Origin of the sequence: Halomonas sp. 328, from assembly GCF_015645095.1 — a bacterium.
GTDB lineage: Bacteria > Pseudomonadota > Gammaproteobacteria > Pseudomonadales > Halomonadaceae > Bisbaumannia.
In genome coordinates, this window is the sequence record NZ_JADOTW010000037.1 from 1 (window position 1) to 20,650 (window position 20,650).

Annotated in this window: 20 protein-coding genes and 1 CRISPR repeat array; of the genes, 6 read left to right on the forward strand and 14 right to left on the reverse strand. The window is 64.7% G+C overall.

The window, feature by feature from the left end; genetic code table 11:
- Positions 1–135 precede the first annotated feature (135 nt).
- Positions 136–1,341 carry an ABC transporter substrate-binding protein gene (locus IHD13_RS15895; RefSeq protein WP_230086374.1) on the reverse strand — a complete coding sequence of 402 codons (1,206 nt, stop codon included), beginning with the start codon at positions 1,339–1,341 and terminating at the stop codon, positions 136–138.
- A gap of 157 nt (positions 1,342–1,498) precedes the next feature.
- On the opposite strand from IHD13_RS15895, the gene IHD13_RS15900 reads away from it, so the two are divergent.
- The gene (locus IHD13_RS15900; protein ID WP_195862015.1) at positions 1,499–2,542 is read left to right on the forward strand and encodes a C45 family autoproteolytic acyltransferase/hydolase; all 1,044 of its coding nucleotides are present in this window, start codon (positions 1,499–1,501) and stop codon (positions 2,540–2,542) included.
- A 35-nt stretch (positions 2,543–2,577) separates the two neighbouring features.
- Here IHD13_RS15900 and IHD13_RS15905 read toward each other — a convergent pair whose 3' ends face one another.
- The 13 genes from IHD13_RS15905 to IHD13_RS15965 form a co-directional block, all read right to left on the reverse strand.
- On the reverse strand, positions 2,578–2,817 hold the full coding sequence (locus IHD13_RS15905) for a hypothetical protein (protein ID WP_195862016.1): 240 nt from the start codon (positions 2,815–2,817) through the stop codon (positions 2,578–2,580).
- A 110-nt stretch (positions 2,818–2,927) separates the two neighbouring features.
- On the reverse strand, positions 2,928–3,395 hold the full coding sequence (locus tag IHD13_RS15910; protein ID WP_195862017.1) for a DUF3592 domain-containing protein: 468 nt from the start codon (positions 3,393–3,395) through the stop codon (positions 2,928–2,930).
- Positions 3,392–3,982 carry a DUF4202 domain-containing protein gene (locus IHD13_RS15915; protein ID WP_195862018.1) on the reverse strand — a complete coding sequence of 197 codons (591 nt, stop codon included), beginning with the start codon at positions 3,980–3,982 and terminating at the stop codon, positions 3,392–3,394. Before IHD13_RS15915 ends, IHD13_RS15910 begins: the two co-directional genes overlap by 4 nt.
- Before the next feature lie 202 nt (positions 3,983–4,184).
- Positions 4,185–5,973: a CRISPR direct-repeat array (repeat unit 33 nt; unit sequence GTTTCTATCCGCGCGGCCCGGGCGGGCCGCGAC).
- Positions 5,974–6,162: 189 nt separating this feature from the next.
- Positions 6,163–6,453, reverse strand: a complete 291-nt coding sequence (gene cas2 / locus IHD13_RS15920; protein ID WP_195862019.1) for a CRISPR-associated endonuclease Cas2 — start codon at positions 6,451–6,453, stop codon at positions 6,163–6,165.
- A 24-nt stretch (positions 6,454–6,477) separates the two neighbouring features.
- Positions 6,478–7,518, reverse strand: coding sequence for a type I-C CRISPR-associated endonuclease Cas1c (cas1c, locus tag IHD13_RS15925; RefSeq protein ID WP_195862020.1), 1,041 nt, complete (start codon positions 7,516–7,518; stop codon positions 6,478–6,480).
- Between the two features lie 5 nt (positions 7,519–7,523).
- On the reverse strand, positions 7,524–8,162 hold the full coding sequence (cas4, locus tag IHD13_RS15930) for a CRISPR-associated protein Cas4 (RefSeq protein WP_195862021.1): 639 nt from the start codon (positions 8,160–8,162) through the stop codon (positions 7,524–7,526).
- A 9-nt stretch (positions 8,163–8,171) separates the two neighbouring features.
- A complete protein-coding gene (gene cas7c, locus IHD13_RS15935) occupies positions 8,172–9,041 on the reverse strand; it encodes a type I-C CRISPR-associated protein Cas7/Csd2 (protein ID WP_195862022.1) in 870 nt (289 codons plus the stop codon).
- Positions 9,038–10,846: a type I-C CRISPR-associated protein Cas8c/Csd1 gene (cas8c, locus tag IHD13_RS15940; protein ID WP_195862023.1), complete on the reverse strand. Its 1,809-nt coding sequence runs from the start codon at positions 10,844–10,846 to the stop codon at positions 9,038–9,040. Before cas8c ends, cas7c begins: the two co-directional genes overlap by 4 nt.
- Positions 10,843–11,511, reverse strand: coding sequence for a type I-C CRISPR-associated protein Cas5c (gene cas5c / locus IHD13_RS15945; RefSeq protein ID WP_195862024.1), 669 nt, complete (start codon positions 11,509–11,511; stop codon positions 10,843–10,845). The genes cas8c and cas5c overlap by 4 nt, the downstream gene beginning before the upstream one ends.
- Positions 11,512–11,547: 36 nt before the next feature.
- Complete coding sequence (locus IHD13_RS15950; protein ID WP_195862025.1) at positions 11,548–13,779, reverse strand: CRISPR-associated endonuclease Cas3''; 2,232 nt, start codon at positions 13,777–13,779, stop codon at positions 11,548–11,550.
- Positions 13,780–13,984: 205 nt separating this feature from the next.
- On the reverse strand, positions 13,985–14,671 hold the full coding sequence (locus tag IHD13_RS15955; protein WP_195862026.1) for a phosphate signaling complex PhoU family protein: 687 nt from the start codon (positions 14,669–14,671) through the stop codon (positions 13,985–13,987).
- A gap of 23 nt (positions 14,672–14,694) precedes the next feature.
- Entirely contained in the window at positions 14,695–15,894 is a 1,200-nt protein-coding gene (locus IHD13_RS15960) for a Na/Pi cotransporter family protein (RefSeq protein ID WP_195862027.1), read from the reverse strand.
- Positions 15,895–16,022: 128 nt separating this feature from the next.
- Positions 16,023–16,367 (reverse strand): hypothetical protein, encoded by a 345-nt coding sequence (locus tag IHD13_RS15965; RefSeq protein ID WP_195862028.1) that lies wholly within the window; start codon positions 16,365–16,367, stop codon positions 16,023–16,025.
- A 184-nt stretch (positions 16,368–16,551) separates the two neighbouring features.
- On the opposite strand from IHD13_RS15965, the gene IHD13_RS15970 reads away from it, so the two are divergent.
- The 5 genes from IHD13_RS15970 (at position 16,552) to IHD13_RS15990 (ending at position 20,576) form a co-directional block, all read left to right on the forward strand.
- Positions 16,552–17,433 carry a metal ABC transporter permease gene (locus IHD13_RS15970; protein ID WP_195862029.1) on the forward strand — a complete coding sequence of 294 codons (882 nt, stop codon included), beginning with the start codon at positions 16,552–16,554 and terminating at the stop codon, positions 17,431–17,433.
- A 148-nt stretch (positions 17,434–17,581) separates the two neighbouring features.
- A complete protein-coding gene (locus IHD13_RS15975) occupies positions 17,582–17,731 on the forward strand; it encodes a hypothetical protein (protein ID WP_195862030.1) in 150 nt (49 codons plus the stop codon).
- A complete protein-coding gene (locus IHD13_RS15980) occupies positions 17,731–18,462 on the forward strand; it encodes a metal ABC transporter ATP-binding protein (RefSeq protein WP_195862031.1) in 732 nt (243 codons plus the stop codon). Before IHD13_RS15975 ends, IHD13_RS15980 begins: the two co-directional genes overlap by 1 nt.
- Positions 18,456–19,346, forward strand: coding sequence for a metal ABC transporter permease (locus IHD13_RS15985; RefSeq protein WP_195862032.1), 891 nt, complete (start codon positions 18,456–18,458; stop codon positions 19,344–19,346). The genes IHD13_RS15980 and IHD13_RS15985 overlap by 7 nt, the downstream gene beginning before the upstream one ends.
- Positions 19,347–19,382: 36 nt before the next feature.
- A complete protein-coding gene (locus tag IHD13_RS15990; protein WP_195862033.1) occupies positions 19,383–20,576 on the forward strand; it encodes a metal ABC transporter solute-binding protein, Zn/Mn family in 1,194 nt (397 codons plus the stop codon).
- The last annotated feature ends 74 nt before the right edge of the window (positions 20,577–20,650 follow it).

Here is a 20,650-nt window from a genome sequence, read left to right on the forward strand (position 1 = left end):
GGCCCGCCTCAGCGGCGAGACGGGCCCTGCTGGCCAGGACGGGAGCCGCCTCAGAGGTCGAGGAAGCCCTTGGTGACCAGGGTGGGGCCCGCCTCAGCGGCGAGACGGGCCCTGCTGGCCAGGACGGGAGCCGCCTCAGAGGTCGAGGAAGCCCTTGGTGACGAAGCGTCCGCCCTCCACGGTCATCTCCACCACCACCCCGGGCACGTCGCCGTTCTCGTCGAACTCGTGGCTGCCGGAGGCGCCCTCGTAGTTGATCTCCACGCCCTGACTGATCAGCTCCACGGCCTTCTCCCACTCGCCGGGCAGGATCACCTCGCCGGGGGCACTGGCCACGCTACGCAGCGCCTGGGAAAGCCCCTCGCGCTCAGCGCTGCCGTTCTGCTCGATGGCCAGGGCCAGCAGGAAGGCGGCGTCGTAGGCCTGGGCGGCGAACACCGCGCTGGGATCGATGCCCGCCTCGGTGGCCATCGCCTCGAAGAGCTCGGCGCCGGGAATATCCGGGCTACCGGGGCGAGTGGCGATCATCCCCTCGAGGACGTCGGCGCCGATCGCCTCCACCAGGCTGTCGCCGACCATGCCGTCGGCCCCGATGTACTGGGTGAACATGCCGCTCTCGTAGGCCTGGCGCATGATGGTCTGGCCGGAGGTATCGGCATAGGCCAGCACCACCAGGGCCTCGGTGCCGGTGGCCGACAGCGAGCCCAGCTCGGAGCGGTAATCGGCGCGGTTGTCTTCGTGGGCCAGGTTGGCCGCCACCGTGCCACCCTCGGCCTCGAAGGTGGTGGTGAAGGCGTCCGCCAGGCCGCGGCCATAGTCGTTGTTCACATAGGTGACCGCCACCTCGCCGATGCCCTTGTCCAGCACCAGCTTGGCGAGCATCTCGCCCTGGAAGGCGTCGGAGGGCACGGTGCGGAACACCAGGTCGTTGTCGTCCAGCTCGCTGACCGCCGGCGCCGTGGAGGCCGGCGAGACCATCACCACGCCGCCCGGGATGCCGGCGTTGTTGGCCGCGGCGATGGTCGCCCCGGTACACAGGGCGCCGACGATGGCGGTGACCCGCTCGGTATTGACCATGCGGTCCGCCGCGTTGGAGGCCGCCGAGGCATCGCTGCAGGTGGTATCGCCGGTGGGCATCACCAGGGTCTGGCCGCCGAGGATACCGCCCTGGGCATTGACCTGCTCCACCGCCAGGCGGGCACCATCGTGAATGGGGGGCGTCAGACTCTCGATACCCCCGGTGAAGCCGCCCAGAAAGCCCACCTTGACCTCGGCCTGGGCCGCGCCGGCCAGCGCCGTGGCGGATGCCGCCACGGCCATCGCTAACAGAGCCTTCTTCATGATTGTTCTCGCTGTCGCTGATTGAGGATTGACGACTTAACTCTGGAAGCCCCCCGGGGAAAAGACAAGCTCCCCCCGCCAACGCTGGCGGGGGACGCTCGCCAACTCCCGGCGGCTTCCTATACTGGGGGCCGACACTCTCGATCAGGAGCCCCTTATGCTCGCTATCACTCGCCTGAGCGGCGGCCGCCAGGCCCTGGGGTACGCCCATGGCGAGGCCCACGGGGCGGCCATCCAGGCCAGCCTCGAGGTCTATGCCCGGCTCTTCCACGACTTCGCCGGCCTCGACTGGCCCCAGGCCCGGCGCGACGCCCTGGCCCTGCTGCCGGCCATCGAGACACGCTTCCCGGCGATCCTCGACGAGGTGGACGGCATCGCCCGGGGCGCCGGCGTCGAGGCGGAGGACATCCTGGTGCTCAACTGTCGCAGCGAGATCGCCCTGACTCACGCCAACGACGGCTGCTCGGCCTTCAGCCTGCACCACCACGGCCAGCAGTGGCTGGCCCAGAACTGGGACTGGCGCGGTGACCAGCAGGCCAATCTGGTGGCCCTGGCGATCCGCGGCGACGACGCCCCGGCGCTGCTCAGCCTGGGCGAGGCGGGCATGGTGGCCAAGATCGGCCTCAACGAACACGGCCTCGGCGTCTGCCTCAACGCCATTCGCTCGCGCACCTGCGGCGATGGCCTGCCGATTCACTTCGCCCTGCGCCACTGGCTGGAGGGGCGCGACTTCGACGAGGCCCTGGCCAGCCTGGAGCGCGACGGTGTCGCCTCCCCCGCCCACTTCCTGGTGGGCGGCGGCGAGGGCCGGGCCCTGGGCCTGGAGGTCAACCCGGGCCCCTACGGCCGACTGCCGTCCCGGGACGGCCTGGTGACCCACACCAACCACCTCTGCGACCCCGGGCTACGTGCGCGCCTGGCGGACTATCCCCGCCCCGACTCCGGCCCCCGCCTGGCGCGGCTCAACGAACGCCTCTCGCCGCCCCCGGCGGCCGCGGACGCCGAGGCCCTGTTCGAGATCCTCGGTGACCACCAGGGCTATCCCTACGGCCTGTGCCGCCACCCCGACCCGGACCAGCCCGAGGCGGAGCGCATGGAGACCCTGTTCGGGGTAGTGATGAACCTCAGCCGCCGCGAACTCTGGCTGCGCCTCGGCAAGCCCTGCCAGGCCAGCAGCCAACACCTGTCCCTCGCGCCCTGAAACGAGCGCCCCTTCTCCCGCGCGATGCCCTCCGTTTAGTGCCCCTCGCCGAGCTCCCCCTTCAGGTACTGCTCGGTGGTCAGCAGGAAGAGCCGCCGAAACAGCTCGTGGATCGCCTCCTCCCGGCGCATCGCCAGCAGCTCCCGGTCTTCCATGGAGAGCTGCGGATCCTGGCGGGGGTACTCCCAGGCCAGGCGCACCGAGCCGGAGCTGGCATCGCAGATCTGCAGGGTGGGGTTGGCGCCCCGCAACCCGGTATTGATGCGATAGGACATGACGACCTCCTTGATCGACGGATCAAATGATAACGATTATCATTTACAATGATGCAATCTAGGAGGTCGGGGTGCGCCTGTCAAGGCGAGGAATCACAGAGAGGAAGAACCTAACCGCGGAGGGCGAAAACCAGCGCTACTAGCGCCATCAGCGCCAGGAAGCCGCTCAACCCCAGGCGCCGCCAGGGAATGGTCGCCCCGCCGACCTGGGCACAGCGGGGGTCATCGGGGCGATAGCGCACCGCCAGGCGCCGCCCCTCGGGGTAGTCGGCCAGGTAGGCCGCGGCCTCCTCGCGGCGGGTGAACAGCGGCGGCGCATCGAAGCGGGTGTTATCGGTATGGTAGTCGTGCCCCGCGACCCGCAGGGCGATGGCAATCCGGGCCTGGTAGCGGGGCGGCGGCTCCGGGTGCTCCCGCCTGGCGCGCCGAACGGGCACCGTCACGAGCTCGCTGGCCGTGACCACCGCCTCGGCGACGGGCCAACGATTCAGGTCCCGCCGGCGCCAGACGGCACGTGCCGAGAACAGGGAACCGACGGCGGCGGCCAGGGCCACCAGCCAGGGCAAGGCCGCCGTCATCCCGCCAGGGCCTCCTCCACCAGGGCCCGCGCCTCCGCCGCCATGGGCAGCCCCAGGGCCAGCTCATGAGCCCGCGGCGACATCTTCTTCCAGGTCTTCTGCACGATGCGGATCAGGTGATCGTGCTCCACCTGCCGGGAGAAGTCGGCGAAGTAGTTCTCCAGGAACACCAGGCAGGCGCAGTCCTCCACCGCCTGGGTGCCCTCGTCCCGGCCCAGGCCCTGCTTGCGGATCATCCGCGCCACCCGCTCGGCGTCCGCTTCCGCATAGCCCGCCTCGCGCATCAGCCGGGCCGTGGTCTCCCCCGCCCGCTGGCCCTGATCGCGCCGCCAGGTCAGGTAACCCACCCGCCCCTCGGGGTAATCGCCCCGCGGCACCTGCCAGCGCTGCAGATGCTGCGCCCGCACCGCCAGCTGCACCAGCTCGTCCGGGGCCGCCACCAACCGCTCCAGCCAGGCACTCATGCGCCGGCCATGCCACAGCTCCAGGGGCAACGACTCGCCCTCCACCTCGATCACACGCGGATCCTCGGCGTGCAAGGCATCGATAGCGGCAAGGCTCTTCTCGAAAGGGGTTTCGGCTGGCATCGGCTGGCTCCTGGGTGGGGTTTGTATAAAGCCTAACAGGCTCGGCGCCGGTCGGGGCGAGCAAAGCCAACGCTTTATTGATTCAGGGGTCTGGGGCAGCGCCGCCTCTCCACTGCTGCCGCTACGCAAGGCGAGCTGCCCCAGGTTTCTAACCGTGAGGAACGCAAGCCTGGTTCTGTGCCGGATCACTGACGTACATGATGTTTCTACCCACGCGACCCGGGCGAGCCGCGACACCGCCGCCGGCTATGTGGCCAAGTACGTCTCCAAGTTTCTATCCGCACGGCCCGGGCGGGCCGCGACGCGGCTTCGCCCTGGACGGCGTAGAAGGCCTGCTGTTTCTATCCGCGCGGCCCGGGCGGGCCGCGACCACTGCACACCCAGGTCCACGCCGGTGCTGTACAGGTTTCTATCCGCGCGGCCCGGGCGGGCCGCGACTATAGGGCTTGAGCCATTCCGGCACCTCGCCGGCGTTTCTATCCGCGCGGCCCGGGCGGGCCGCGACGAGGTAATTTCGTTAGACCACTCAATCGCGTTGATGTTTCTATCCGCGCGGCCCGGGCGGGCCGCGACCATAGCCAAAGTCTTCGACTTCCTGCAAGCTGCCGTTTCTATCCGCGCGGCCCGGGCGGGCCGCGACATTCCCCAGCAGCTCGCCCAGGACACGACCCGCGGCGTTTCTATCCGCGCGGCCCGGGCGGGCCGCGACCACGGTGCCCTCGGCGGCGTAGCTGTTCACGTCATCGTTTCTATCCGCGCGGCCCGGGCGGGCCGCGACCTTCCGAAGAGCGCCGCTACTACGGCTCGCGGTGCGTTTCTATCCGCGCGGCCCGGGCGGGCCGCGACACCCCCATCCCCCGCCGTGGCTACGAGCAAGTGGCGTTTCTATCCGCGCGGCCCGGGCGGGCCGCGACAGTGGTCAACGGCCTGCCCAGACTGGGCTGAGAGGCTGTTTCTATCCGCGCGGCCCGGGCGGGCCGCGACTCAAAGCCGTTGAAGATGCCCGCCTCACTCATCCAGTTTCTATCCGCGCGGCCCGGGCGGGCCGCGACCCCGGTAGTACTCGGCGATCTCCCGCCGGCTGGCGTTTCTATCCGCGCGGCCCGGGCGGGCCGCGACGCCTGTCAACAGCCTCTTCTAGCTGCCCCCTGTCGTTTCTATCCGCGCGGCCCGGGCGGGCCGCGACGCCCCCGGTAACCGGCGGCGACACCGTCTATATGCAGGTTTCTATCCGCGCGGCCCGGGCGGGCCGCGACTTGACGATTTTGCCGATAGCGTGAGTGACAAGCTGTTTCTATCCGCGCGGCCCGGGCGGGCCGCGACGGTGGTGGCCACCGCCGATGGCAGCATCAAGAAGTTTCTATCCGCGCGGCCCGGGCGGGCCGCGACGTCCACCGCCCAGAGGTAGGTCTCTCGGCTGCCAATGTTTCTATCCGCGCGGCCCGGGCGGGCCGCGACGGCGGACGCGGAAAAGCGCAAGGCCCAGGGCGTGTTTCTATCCGCGCGGCCCGGGCGGGCCGCGACGTGCCAGATCATGTAGAGCGGCTCGGCAGCCGGGTTTCTATCCGCGCGGCCCGGGCGGGCCGCGACCGGGGTGACGGTCGGAGTTCTGCAGCCACTCATCGTTTCTATCCGCGCGGCCCGGGCGGGCCGCGACCCGGCGCCGGGATGATGTCGGGCAACGGTTTGACGTTTCTATCCGCGCGGCCCGGGCGGGCCGCGACACGGCCACGGCGGCATCGCGGCCTACGCTGGGAAGTTTCTATCCGCGCGGCCCGGGCGGGCCGCGACGCTGGCCTTCGACCTGGCGCGCAAGCTCGACATGTTTCTATCCGCGCGGCCCGGGCGGGCCGCGACAGCCCGGGGCCCTGGTCACCGCCGACGCCGGTGGGTTTCTATCCGCGCGGCCCGGGCGGGCCGCGACGCGTGGCGCCCGGCAGTAGCGATGCCGCTCGATTGTTTCTATCCGCGCGGCCCGGGCGGGCCGCGACTGTTTCTTTATAAAGCATTGAAATATCTAGTCAAATATCTCCTTCCAGGCGATTCGCTCCAATATCGACTATCACGTCAGCCAACCAGCCGCCGACATCAGAAAAAGAACAGATAAATCATATTGTTAAAGATCTGCGAACTACCCAGAAAAACGCAGGACACTTAGGGTTCGCAAAGCTCAAGGAGCGTCAGAAAACGAGGGGACCATTCATATCGAGTGATGGCTTGGCACCGATATGCTCGATGCGGTTCTTCCAATTACGACCCAGGAAATAGAAGCGCAAGCTGTCGACCTCATCGTCGATCAGGTCGATCAACCGCTGCCGCAGGCGCACCCATTGGTCGGGATCCACCTCGATCTCGAATACCGAGAACTGCACACGCTGCCCGACATCACGACAGGCCTTCGCGACGCGACGCAGCCGACCCTCGCCACCTTCGGATGAGGTGCTGACATCGTAGCTAACCAAGACCATCATCGCTGCACTCTCCTGACCGACAGGTCATTTCCACAGGAAGGGGGGATAGGCATCCAGATCACCGCGCAGATGGCGCGCCAGTAATTGCGCCTGCAGGATCGGCAACATGCCAATAGGCGCCTTCTCACCGACAAAGGCATGGTTGAGCTCCTCACGCTTCCGCTCCTGATAGGCAGTCAGCACCGTCTTGCGCGCATCGTCGGTCAATACCACACCGCCACTTTCGGCAACCGTGAAATCCTTCTCCCGCAGTTGTCGACGATTGATCAGTGAGAGCGCCAGACGGTCTCCCATAAGTGACCTGAACTCCTCGGCAAGATCGAGTGCCAGGCTGGGCCGCCCGGGGCGATCCCGGTGCAGGAAGCCCACCGATGGGTCCAGTCCCACGCTTTCCAGCGCCGAACGGCAATCGTGAGTCAGCAGGGTATAGAGAAACGACAGCAACGCATTGATACGGTCGCGAGGTGGGCGACGATTGCGCCCAGAGAAGCGGAAGGCCTCGCCATCATGACGGACCAGAGTATCGAAAACGCTGAAATAAACCTGCGCGGCTTCGCCCTCCAGACCACGTAATCCATTCGTAGTAGGTTCACGCAGCAGGTCACTCGCGATCCTTCCCAAGCGAGTCCGCGCCCTGTCCAACCCTTCGCTCTCGGGCGGTTCCAGCTTACTGCCGTAGTCACGTAGTCCCCTGGCGATTACCGCGCGCTGATTGTGCACCTTGCCAATCAAGACACCACGAACGATAGCGGCGCAGCCAATTTCGTTATCGCTGGTACGGTATTGGGCACGTCTCAGCAACACATTGCCGGATACCGGCCCCTCTATACGCGCGAGGAACTTACCGTTGGGCGACAAGTGGGTAATGGTGACCCCTTGTTCAGCACAGAAGCCCATCAGCGGTGGCGATACCAGCACCCTACCGAAGCACACCAGTGATTCGAGCATATGGACGGGCAGCCGTGCCCGTTCCTTGCCCTCGACATCCATGACTACGTTAGCCCCATCCTTCTTGAGCCAGGCACCTTCGGTCGTGATATACAGCGTGTTGAGCTGACGGCGCATGTGCTTCACTCATCCAAAGACTGCAGTTGACGCGCCAACCAGCGACTCGCCGAACGCTGCTTCCCCATCACTTGCGGTTGACAGGCATCGATCAGCGAGCAGTGGTCACAGCGCTTGGCCTCATAGACGGCAGGTGGCGTACGGTTGTTATCGAAGAGCGTGCGAGTGTCGGCGATGACACGCCGGGTCAGTGCCCGTAACTCATCGTCGAACACCACGACTTTGCGTCGCCGCGTCTTGCCATAGAAGAGCGCGCCCTGTTCAATCGATACATCCAGCATCTCTTCCAGGCATAGCGCCTGGGCGCATAGCTGTACCTCATCGGCGCGATGCGCCTTAGGCCGGCCACGCTTGTACTCGATAGGTCGGACTACTACTGGCTCCCGGGATTCGTCGAACTCGACCACATCGGCAACCCCGGTCAATCCCAGTTCCTCGCTGGCCAGCGGCAGTGCCATGGCGGTATGAATACCTCGCCGACGCTCATGCCCGAGATTGTCGGCACGCTCATGGAGGATGCGCCCCTCCGCCGTATAGCGGTTTTCCGCCCACTGCTGTTCGAGGTGGATCAACGCACACTGGCGTGGACAGAACAGCATATGCTGCAGCGCCGAGAGCGGGATCAGGCGAACATCATCCTCCATCCGATTCGCCTATAGCTTCTCGTCAACGCTGACCCCGGCCGGCAAGGCCTCGGCATCAATGGAGACGCGATAGTCGCTGTAGTGACGAGCCGGTGTATTTTCTTCGCCTTCGACACGCACGACTTTCACGCTGTCGAACAACCGGTGCGCTGGAGCATTGCCCATCGGGTGGTCATGCTTAAAGACGATCAGCTTGCGTGCCGACATCTCACCCCGGGCGGCCGAGCGGTCATGCTCGAACATATTGATCAGCGCACGCCACAGCAGCTCGAGATCGTCTTCCGAGAAGCCGGTACGCTCGGCGAGCTTGGCCGATATGTAACCGTGTGCACGATAGAGGCCATAGGGGATGATGTGCTTTCGGCCCATGGTGCGCTCTTTTTCGAGGTCTTTTTCGTTGGTGACCGCCATGCGAGTGATCGAGACCTCCATGGGTACGACGGGATCAATCGAACTGGCAAAGGCCATCTGCACCGGGCCACGTACCTGACCGGAATTGACCTCGGTGGTCATTACCGCGCCGAAGGTGCGCACATCGAAGAAGTTCTGGCACATCCAGGCGGTCAGCTCGCGCGCCTTGGCCTGATCCTTCGGCAGCTTCTTGGCCTCGGGCTTGATGTCGAGCGCATCATAGGCTTTCTTGTGCTGGTTGTTGAGCACCGACTTCTCCTGCATATAGATGGCGCAGCCGGCGTCTTCTTCCTTCTCCAGGGCGACGTAGTTGCGGATCTTGCGCTTGAGGCAGACATCGGTCACCAGGCCCTGGTTGGTCTCCGGATCGAGCCTCGGCAGGTTGCCGGCATCCGGATCACCATTGGGGTTGCCATTGGTGACGTCAAACAGCAGCACGAATTCGTAACGGTTGGCGATGGCGCTCATTCTGACTCCCCCTGCTCAGTTCCTGAATTTTTTCTAGTGCTTTCTTGCTTGGAAAACCGTGCGCGTGACTGATGATAATAGCCAATCGCGAAGCGCCCTTGCTCCTCAATACGCAGGCTCCTTGGGAACTTTTCGCCCAGCCCATCGATGATGGCACCTATCTCGCCTTCGATCTTGTGCGCCAGCCCACCCTTGTCCTTCTTGCGCATATTCGACAAATGATGCTGAACATTACGCAACAGCATAGGAAAGACACTGGCCGGTGTCGCCGAGGCGGCGCCGTAATAGCGATCACGAATGGTGGCATTCACCTCGCTGCCAAGTGCACCGCGCTGAGCGCTTTCCAACTCGGCGAATAACCTGCCCAGCAAGTAGCCTGGGTGGGTGGAATGAGGATCGAGACTCACGGGAACCTCCTGAGTGGTTGAGTTCGAATGCATCGCAAGGCGGGCCTCGCGCGCGAGTACCGCCTTACAAAGTGCGACTCGAATACCGCTGACCTTGCCGTCATTGCGGAATCGCATAACGATGTTATTAAGTAAAGATCGTGGATAGCGTGATCCCGTCAGAATGGAGCGCATCAACTCCCCTGAGAGCTGCGGTAGCACATCTTCAGACTTCGGCCTATCGCCATGAATAGGTGCCGTCTGCAGTGCAAGCCGCCATGCTCCCGGCGTTATACCTTTCCAGGGGGAAGGCTCTAGCGACATGTCTTGGTGGTGGTGGGCATAGTGCTTCGCCAGGTGCTCGAGGCTATCGACATACCAGAAGCGCACCGATAGGCGCGCCGCGTTGGGTGCCAATCCCAGCACGAAGAATTGGGTATCCGCTTCCAGCATCGGATCGAGTTCTGCCAGGATGCGTCCCTCGGAGACCTGCTTCATCAAGGCGCCTAGCTTGGCTGCCTCCTGTTCGTCACTGGGCGGCTCATTGAGCATGGAAAAAAAGCCCTCGGCAGCCTCGGCATGTGCCCTATCCCTAGCTTTGGCCCAGAACACCACCGTCGCATCGCCAATCTGGAGGCGCTGACGATTGTCCGTATCGCCTCGCAGCAAGTAATTCAGCGCTGTCGAATAGCCAAATATAGCTGACTTACAAACCGAAGCATTGTTCTGTCCCTTGTTGCCATAAGATTCATAAGCAGAACTGTTAAATGAGACAAGAGAAGCACCTGATGACTGAGAATCCTTAACACCTTTAATCTTAGGGTGGTCGGTCCCCAGGGGAGCAATATGACCGGTTATAAGGCACTGCCCCGACACTCCTTCGCCACTTTCCAGCGCGGCGTCCCATAGCCGGCGCGCTTCCCGGTTCTCATGCAGGTACTGCCGCTGGCCATCGAGACGGAATATGACGTTAGCATCCAAGACATCTTCGCTATATCCGGGTAACTCAGAGAGTTTCTCCGGCTCCCATTGATCAAGCAGCCTCAGAAAGGCGCTCAGGTCAGGATCATCGCTCTCTCCGAACAGCGAAAACTGGCGAGCCTTGAATGCCGCATGCTCATCGGCCAGTCGCTTGCTTTCACCGGCAGTGACACCGAGAGAATAGGAGGTCTTATCCCATAGAGGATAAGTGTAAATATTACTCGACCGCCCCTTATCCACAGGCACCTGAAAAGAGCTCGGCCGTGGCTTCTTGCCAGAGGTGTTGCGCAGATCGATGATCTGTAACGGCTTTCCATCTTGGGAAAACACCAGACAGAAACTGACTTTCTCGCTGCTGTAGCCTGGTAGCGGCACCTTACCCTCTTCGTCTTCTGCCACTAGCCGCTGATAGTAGTCATTGAGAGCCGAAAGAATCATGCCAGCGCCTCCTCGAAAGGTGGCACCTCGATCACGCCATCCTGAATTTTGGCGCGAAAGAAACGCGGCGTCTTGCCATTGGCGAAGTCGATATCGTGCAGCATAAAGCCGAGGTCACGCTCACCGGACAGCTGCTTGTCCACGGGTGGCGTGGCTTCCTCAGTTTCGATCAGGGTGAAACTGGCGGGAAACTCCCGTGTGCCTAGGCACGGCATATGGAAACACTGCCCCTGCCGGGCGCGGCGGTTGAAGATATCCAAGTGCTTGCCGGGTGTATCACTTTCGTCGGCACGTGAAGTGAACTCGAAGTGAGCCTCGATCACATAACCGACATCACGCAGGATCGTGGCAGCGCGCTGCTGACGGTTCTGGTCGACGAAGTAGGCCACATCATCGACACGCCCTGACTTCATCGCCTTGGAGACGGTGGAAGCAGGCAGCTTGCCCGCCACTTCGTTACGGCGCAGCGACTCGAAACGGATCGGTTTCAGCACATGGATGCGATCCACGCACCAGCGAATCGCCGGTTTCCAGTGTATTGCCTCCAGAATTCCCCGTGCCGCGGAAGGCGTGATCACATCGTAGGAGACGCGCTCGACCTTCATCTCGGGCCGCGTAAAGCAGGCCCGCTCCCCCCAGATATGCAGACGAACCCCATATGTCACCTGCTGCTCCTTATTCCCTGATGATTAGTATTGGTTTCACCAAATATTAGACTCACCGGAACGAAATGTCGGGTCGCTCCAATTCAACCCTAGTCGTTCGTCGTAGAGGTCCTCGTTGACCAGCACCATGAACTGCTCGCCGAACTTGTCGGACTCGACAGCGGCGATGGCTCCCACCCGCTCCAGTGCAGCAAAGCCTTGCCAGGGCACCTGCACCGTATAGGGCTGCAGCTTACGGGCAATGCCACTGACCCCCTCGGCATACGACAGCTCTCTGAGTGCAGCTCGAGCAATACCGTCCTCATCAACGGGAATGATCACGGCACGCTGATTGTTCTCGATCATGCGAAACTTCTGCTCGAGGGTATCGAAGGGCAGCCCTTCGATACGGCCATCTTCGATCAGCTTCAGCAAACCATGCTTATCCAAAGCCTGGGAGCCCTGCTGCCAGTACAGCAGCCGGAAGTAGGCCTCTATTGCTGTCAATGAAAGTGGATCGTCACCGTGCTGCCTGAGCACTTCCCGAGTCACCTGGGCAAACTGCTTGAGCTCGGGCGGTGGTGCCCAGTCGTCATTGGCGGTGGCGAAGATGGCGGCCTCACTGTCGCAGGCACTGCGTCTGCCTTCACGGTTGCAGCGCCCGGCCGCCTGGGCGATGGAGTCCAGACCCGCCTCGGCGCGCAATACACGTGGGAAGTCGACATCGACACCCGCCTCTATCAGCGAGGTCGAAACTACCCGGCAAGGTTTGCCAGACTTGAGGGTCTGACGTATCTCGGCCAGCATCCGACGGCGATGCACGGCATACATTGAGGTGGTGAGGTGATAGGCGCCCGGCTGATCCTGTATCGACTCGAACAGCGCTCGAGCGTGGCGGCGGTTGTTGACGATGCACAGCACCTGCTCGGTGGCGAGCAGTTCGTCGCGCAGCGCCTCATCGTCCATAGTGCCGATATGGCGCACGGAGACGCGCTTGAGGTCGCGATAAAGCTTGTCGGGGCATTCCGCAAGCTCGTGCATGCCCCGAAAGCCACCCTGAAAGCTGCGCTCGGGATCGTCGGTTTCGACCAGTGCCGGCTGGGTCGCCGTGCACAGCACGATACTGGTGCGATAGTTCAGCGCCAGCTCATCCAGTGCCGCCACACTGGGCCGCAAAAGCGGCAGTGGCATGGTCTGCGCCTCGTCGAGGATCACCACGCTGCCCGCAATGTTGTGCAGCTTGCGGCAGCGCGAGGTCTTGGCGGCAAACAGGCTCTCGAAAAACTGCACCGCCGTGGTGACGATGATGGGCGCATCCCAGTTTTCGCTGTCACGGCGCAACTTGTCGATGCTATGGCGGTCGCGCTGATCGTCAGCATCGAAGGCGCTATGGTGCTCCAATACCGCCGCCTCGCCATGCTCCCCCAGGGCATCGCGAAACACTGCGGCATTCTGCTCGACGATACTGGTGAACGGAATCACATAGATCACCCGATCCATGCCGTGAGCAATGGCATGATCGAGGGCAAAGGCAAGCGAAGCTAGTGTCTTGCCGCCACCGGTCGGCACCGTCAGCGAGAACCGGCCGGGCGGCAGTTCGGCCTGGCCACGCGCATGGGAGAGAATCTCACCGCGCAGGCGATTGACGTCACTGTTTGCCTTGAAGGTGGCCAGATGCTGATCCAGGGCATCACGCAACACATCCAGCGTCGGCCTGCCACCCCGTTCATGAGTTATCCCTTTCTCGTGTAAGGAGTAGAAGGCCTCGGTATCAATAAAGTCGGCATCGACCAGGCAAGAAAACAGCATTCTGGTCAGAAAGGCATACTGGAAGAAGGCCCTGTCTCGGTGCCGTTGAAAGTGTGCCGGGGGCAACAGCTCTCCCGGTAAGGCGATCTCTTGTTGCCACACTGAATCGAGCGGAGGCAAGTCTGCTTCCAGCCGGTTCTTCAGCGGCGTTCGCTCACCAATATCTCGCCCATTGGCTAGCCCCGCGTGGTGGCCAGCGATCAGGTAGGCCAGCAGATGGCCCACCTGTGGATAGTTTTCAACCGCGATATGCGCGCCAGCTGTGGAGTGATCGACGCGCTCCGGCGAGCCCTCCAGGCGACGCTGGAAGGGAAGGGTGTACTTGCCCACATCATGGAGCAGCCCGGCGGCCTCGCCCCATGGGCCTGCACCAAATCTGCATGCTTTCTCCGCAGCCAGTTGCCCCACGGCTCGAAGATGACTTTCCAGTGTTTGCCAATCGGACTTATCGACCTTGGAGGTGGAGTGAGCGTAGTACATGCATCTATATCGCCTTAGCTATAGTCCTAACCAGCTAAGCACTCCTAACCCAACTTCACCACCCCCCCTACCCAACGCACTACCTCCGCCTTGATCTCCGTCACCCCAGACTTGCCATGGCGCCCCCGTCTCAGCGGAAGGAGCGCCACCAAAAAGCCCCGCCGCGGCGCTGCCGGACGGGGCTTTGGGGGGCGCGAGTGCGCCGTTAATCCAGGGCGCTGTCGTCGCCTTCCGGGTAGAAGTCGAGGTCTTCCAGGCGGCCGATCACGGCGGTGGCGATATTGGCCAGGTGGGAGGCCACGCGCTTGTAGTGGCGAGCCAGCAGGGAGTAGGCCACGGCCTCGTGGAACTCCACCGCTTCGTTCTCGCGCAGCAGCTCCTCGATGAGGCGGTCGCCTTCGCCGCGGATGCCCTTGGCCTCGGCGATCACGCCGTGGGCCTTGGCTTCGTCGGAGTCACGGGTGGCGGCTATCAGCAGCTCGAACATGGCGGTGAGGCGCTCGGCCATGGCGTCCAGGGGCTGCTGGTACTTGGGCACATGGAAGCCTTCGGTGTAGAAGGCGCCCACCTCGAAGACGTTCTTGCAGTAGTCGCCGATGCGCTCGGCGTCCTTGGCCACGCTCATCAGCGCCAGACAGATGGCCACGTCGTGGCCCGGGTTGACGGTGAGGTGGCGCAGCACCTTGCGGCGGATGGAGCGCTCCAGGTCGTTGACGGCGCGGTCACGCTGGTAGAGGGGCTCGCGCACCTCCTCGGCGGCCACGGTGCTGTAGAGCACCTCGTTGGCCCGGGCGAACATCCAGGCGCCGTGCTCGAGCATCCGAGTCAGGTCTTCGTAGGCCTGGTTCACGGTGTTTTCCGAGGTGAGGGCGCTGTAGAGCTGTCGAAACATGGGAACCTCCCGGTTGGCCGCGCTCAGCGCAGGCGCATGAACAGTTCGGTGGCGGTAATGCCGACCAGCGGCACCACCAGGAATACGCCGATCAGGAACAGGAAGGCGTAGCGGGTCTGCTTGCCGGCCAGGCGGCCATACCAGGTGGCGATGCGCAGCGGGATATAGCGCAGCGGGTACCAGATGGCGGTGCCGGTCAGGTTGAAGATGACATGGAAGAGCGCCACCGTCATCGCCGCGGCAACCGGGTTGGCGGTGGCGGCCAGCACGCTGGTCACGGTGGTACCCAGGTTGGCGCCCATCATAAAGGGCAGCACCCGGCGCAGGCGCACCACGCCGGCACCGGCCAGGGGCACCATCAGGCTACTGGTGATGGTGCTCGACTGCACCAGTACGGTGGAGACCACCCCCACCCCGTAGGCCCGCAGGTCGGTGCGGAAGAAGTAGGTGCGAAAGAGGCCATCCATATGCCGCAGCAGGGCACCGCGCAGGTTCTGCACCATGAAGATCAGCGCCACGAACATCAGCAGCAGCCCCACCCCGGCCACGAAGAGGCCGGCGGCGGCGGGGCTCGGCATCAGCGTCGCGCCCAGCCAGTTGGAGGCGTCGACGATGGGGGCGGTGATCACCTTGATGGGGCTGTCGGGGCGGGCCACCTCTTCCAGACCGATTAGCTCGGCCAGCCAACCGGCCAGGCGGGTGAAGACACCGCGACCGCCCTCGTGGAACATGCCGGTGAGCCACTCGATGGGGAAGACCACCAGCACGGTGAGAATATTGAAGAAGTCGTGCATCAGCGCCGCGGTGAAGGAGCGCCGGAAGTTGCGCTTGATGCGCATATTGGCCAGGGCCACGATCACCCCGGTCACGGCGGTGCCGATATTGGCCCCCATGATGGCGAAGACGGCGGTGCCGAGGGTCATCTCGCCGCTGGCCACCAGGGTGACGATCAGCGCCGAGGTGAAGGAGGAGCTCTGCACGATCATGGTGACCAGCACGCCGGCCATCAGGGCGATAAAGGGGTTCTCACCATAGGCGAAGAGCTGCGTCAGGAAGTCGCTGGCGCGCCCGAAGTCGCCAAGCCCGGCGCCCAGCACATTGAGGGCGGCCAGGAACAGGTAGAGGCACAGGCCGGCATAGATGCCGCGCAGCCAGGCGGGCACCTCGCGGGGCGCCTGGCGCTCCAGGGCGCGGGACGAGGAAGAGGTTTCGGTCTGGGACATAGGAGGAGGCTACCCTGTGGCTCCGCGGTCGTTGTGACACTGGTATGACAGAATCATGTCAGTGCCGGCAAGGTAGCCTGCCTTTATGACAATTTGGTTACGGGTGGCGAAATGCTGGCCGCCGACACTCAGAGCACCTTGATGGGGCCATGATCATCGCAGTGATCGCCATGGGGGTGATGCAGGTGGCCATCGACCAGGTAATCCACGTGATCGCCATGGGGCACCGGTTCGTGGCCGCAGCCGGGGCCATGCACATGATCGGGGGCATGGCCCTGACACTGGTGGGCGGGCGTGCAGCGATCGGGGTTGGCGTCGCTCACCTCGATCACATGCTCGTCCACGTGGTCCTCATGGGGGTGATGCAGGTGGCCATCATGCAGGTAGTCCACATGCCCCTGATGCTCGATGGCGGTATGGCCGCAGTTGGGGCCGTGCTCGTGATCGTGCTGGGGATGCTTCTCGCAAGGCATCGGAAGACTCCTTGAGCCGTCAGGCCCGGCGTCGCTTCTGGGTCTGGGCCTCCTCGAACGAGGCCTCCCTACCAGACTAGCCACTCTGCCGACCGCCTGCACACTCCCTCGGCCGGGCCCCCGGAAGGGCATGGCTTCGCTTGGAAAAATTATGATATAACATATCAAAACTGGAGGCAGACTCATGCTGGATTTCCTGCTCGGGTGGCTGATCGCTCCCTTCGACTATGCCTTTATGCGCCGGGCCCTGGCGGCCTGCGTGGTGCTGGCCCTGACCATGCCGGTTATCGGCGTGCTGCTGACGCTGCGCGGCATGAGCCTGATGGGCGAGGCGCTCTCCCACGCCATCCTGCCGGGGGTGGCCCTGGCCTTCGTGCTGGCGGGCTTCTCGCTGCCGCTGATGATGCTGGGCGGCGTGGCGGCGGGACTGATCACGGTCTTGCTGGCGGGGGGCGTCTCCCTGGTGGCCGGCCTGAAGGAGGACGCGGCCATGGCGAGCCTCTTCCTGGTGGCCATGGCCGCGGGGGTGATGGGCATTTCGCTCTCCGGCAATGCCCTGGATCTGGGGCATGTGCTGTTCGGCTCGATCCTCGCCGTGGATCGCCAGACGCTGCTCTTGGTGGCCACGGCCGGTAGCCTGGTGCTGGCGGTGCTGGCCGTGGCCTTCCGGGCGCTGGTGGTGGAGTGCCTCGATCCCCATTTCCTGACCCAGCAGGGGCGACACGCCGGCGGGATCCAGGCGCTCTTCCTGGGCCTGGTGGTCATCAGCCTGGTGATCGGCTTCCAGGCCCTGGGCACCCTGATGGCGGCGGGTCTGATGCTGTTGCCGGCGGCCACGGCACGCTTCTGGAGCCAGCGCCTGGAGGGCATGATCGTCATTGCCATCGGCTGGGCCCTGGTGTCGAGCCTGGCGGGGCTGCTCGCCTCCTATCACCTCTCCCTGCCGGCGGGCCCCAGCATCGTGCTGCTGGCCGGTGCCGGCTATCTGGTATCGGTCCTGGTGGGGCCCAAGGGCGGCTGGCTGGCGCGCTGGGGGTCGCAACGACGCCGGGAGGTGACGCCATGAGGCCGCCGGCGGCGACCAGCCCGTGCACAATTCTCGCTACCGGACGGTTCCGGGACGCGGACCCGGTGCAAATCGCCGCAAGCCGTGTCATCATTCGCGGCTTTCTTGTTATGTTATATCTACGCTTTTCGGTTGAGAGGGCCGCAGCATGGCACACCGCTCACATCGGCACCGCCAGGAAGGGCCGTGCCACTTCTCCTTGATGTCGCTCTCCGCCGGGCGCCGGCTGCTGCTGGCGGCCGTGCCGCTGGCGGTGCTGTGGCTGACGGTCGCCTGGGCCGCGGGATGGGGGGGCTGATGGTGGATGACGCCGCCAGCCGGTTGCGGCTGCACGACCTGAGCCTGGCCCAGGCCAAGCGCACCGTCCTCGAGGGCGTGACGGGGCGCTTTCGCGACGGCGCCATCACCGCCCTGATCGGCGCCAACGGCGCCGGCAAGAGCACCCTGATCCAGGGCATCATGGGGCTGCTGGCGCCCATCGCCGGCCAGGTCGAGTGCACGGTGCCCAAGGAGCGCCGCGCCTGGCTGCCCCAGCAGCTGGCCCTGGACCTGACCTTCCCGATGAGCGTCGAGGAGCTGGTGATGACCGGCAGCTGGCCCAGCCACGGGGCGCTCAAGGGTTACTGCAAGAACCACTACCGCAAGGGGCGCGAGGTGATGAGCCGGCTGGGCATCTCCCACCTGGCCCACCGCCCCCTGGGCGAGCTCTCCGGCGGCCAGCGCCAGCGCGCCTTGATCGGTCGCACCCTGATGCAGGAGGCCGAGCTGCTGCTGCTCGACGAGCCCTTCGCCAACGTCGACGCCGAGACCGTCGGCGTGATCATGCGGGTGCTGCGCGAGATGGCCGATGCCGGCGCCACCATCATCGTGGTGCTCCACGACATGGAGCAGCTGTCGCGGCTGGCCGATGAGGTGGTGGTACTGGGCGGCGGCCATGCTCGCTGGACCACGGTGGAAGCGGTCGCCGGCGGGCAGGCCGAGCGGGTCACGCCGCTCTCCCTGGGCATTCCGGGGGTGCAGGCATGCTAGAGCTCCTGCATGAGTGGCTGATCGCGCCCTTCGATTACGGCTTCATGAAGCGTGCCTTCGTGGCCGGCCTGGCGCTCTCCCTGGCCGCCCCGCCCCTGGGGGTCTTCCTGATGATGCGCGGCATGAGCCTGATCGGCGATGCCATGGCCCACGCCATCCTGCCGGGAGTGGCCCTGGGCTTCCTGCTGGCGGGCTTCTCGCTGCCGGCGATGAGCCTGGGCGGCATCCTCTCCGGCCTGCTGGTGGCGACCCTGGCGGGCAGCGTCTCGCAGATGACCGGTCACCGGGAGGACTCGGCCATGGCCAGCTTCTTCCTGATCTCGCTGGCCGCCGGGGTGATGCTGGTCTCCCTGGGGGGCAGCAGCGTCGACCTCACCCATGTGCTGTTCGGCTCCATCCTGGCGGTCAATACCCAGGCCCTGGTGCTGATCACCGCCATCAGCAGCGTCATCGTGCTGACCATGGCCTGGCTGTTCCGCGCCCTGGTGGTGGAGTGCCTGGACCCGCTGTTCCTGCGCGGCCAGGGCATGCGCAGCGGCCTGGTGCATGGCCTCTTCCTGGGCCTGCTGGTGCTCAACCTGACCGCCGGCTTCCAGACCCTGGGCACCCTGATGGCGGTGGGCCTGATGATGCTGCCGGCTACCACGGCGCGCTTCTGGAGCAAGCGCCTGGAAGGCCTGATCGGCATCGCCGTGGCCTGGGCCATGCTGGCCAGCAGCGGCGGCCTGCTGCTGTCGTACCACCTGAGCATCCCCTCGGGGCCCGCCATCATCCTGCTGGCCGGCGCCGGCTATGTGTTCTCCGCCCTGCTGGGACGCCACCATAGCCTGTTGGCCAAGTACCGGCGGCGAGCCGCCCCCCTGGAAACCGGCGAGGCCACTTAGGCCCGCCTCTCGAACATCAACACGAGGAAGCTAGAAATGCGCAAGCCCCTTGCCCTTGGAATGCTGCTGGGTGCCGCCGGCACCCTGGCCACCGCGCCTCTCTACGCCGACGACCGCCTGGCGGTGGTGACCAGCTTCAGTATCCTGGCCGACATGGTGGAGAACGTCGGCGGCGAGCATGTCGAAGTGCACTCCCTGGTGGGCCCAGACAGCGATGCTCACGTCTACTCGCCCAGCCCCCGGGATGCCCGCGCCATCGCCGACGCCGACCTGGTGGTCTTCAATGGCCTGCTGTTCGAAGGCTGGATGGAGCGGCTGATCGACGCCAGCGACTATGCCGGCGCCCTGGTCACCACTACCGATGGCATCGACAAGCTGGATTACCATGGCCACGATCACGGGCATGCGCATGGTCATGACGATCACGGCCATGACGACCACGATCACGGCCATGACGACCACGGGCACGGCCACGACGACCACGGGCACGGCCACGACGACCACGGGCATGGCCATGACGACCATGGGCACGGCCATGACGACCACGGGCACGGCCACGACGACGATGGCCATGACGACCATGCCCATGGCGACTATGATCCCCATGCCTGGCAGGACCTGGCCATGGCCAGGGTCTATGTGGGCAATATCCTCGATGGCCTGATCGAGGCCGACCCGGCCAACGAATCGGCCTACCGCGCCAATGCCGAGCGCTATATCAACGAGATCGAGGCCACCGACGCCGAGATCCGTGAGCTGCTGGGCGAGATTCCCGCCGCCAGCAGCGTGATCACCGGTCACGACTCCTTCGGCTACTTCGCCAATGCCTATGGGCTGCGTTTCCTGTCGCCGGTGGGCCTCTCCACCGAGGCCGAGCCCTCCGCCGCCGATATGGCCCGGCTGATCGACGTGATCCGCGAGCAGAACGTACGCGCCCTCTTCCACGAGAACATGACCAGTCCGGCGGTGATCAACCAGCTCGCCGAGGAGACCGGCCTGCCCGTCGCCGGTACCCTCTACGCCGATGCCCTGGCCGCCGAGGGCGAGGCCCGCACCTACCTGGGCATGATGCGCCATAACGCCCAGGTGCTGCATGCGGCCCTGGCCGAGCCGGGCCATCAGGATCATGGTCACGACCATAGCCACGGTCACGACCACGACCACGACCACGACCACCACCACGACCACGACCACGACCACCACGATCATGGCCACGGCCATAGCCACTGATCGACGACACGTTTGGCTGGATTGGGCGCTGCTTCGGCAGCGCCTTTTTTATGGCCCGCCCCAACTATTCACCG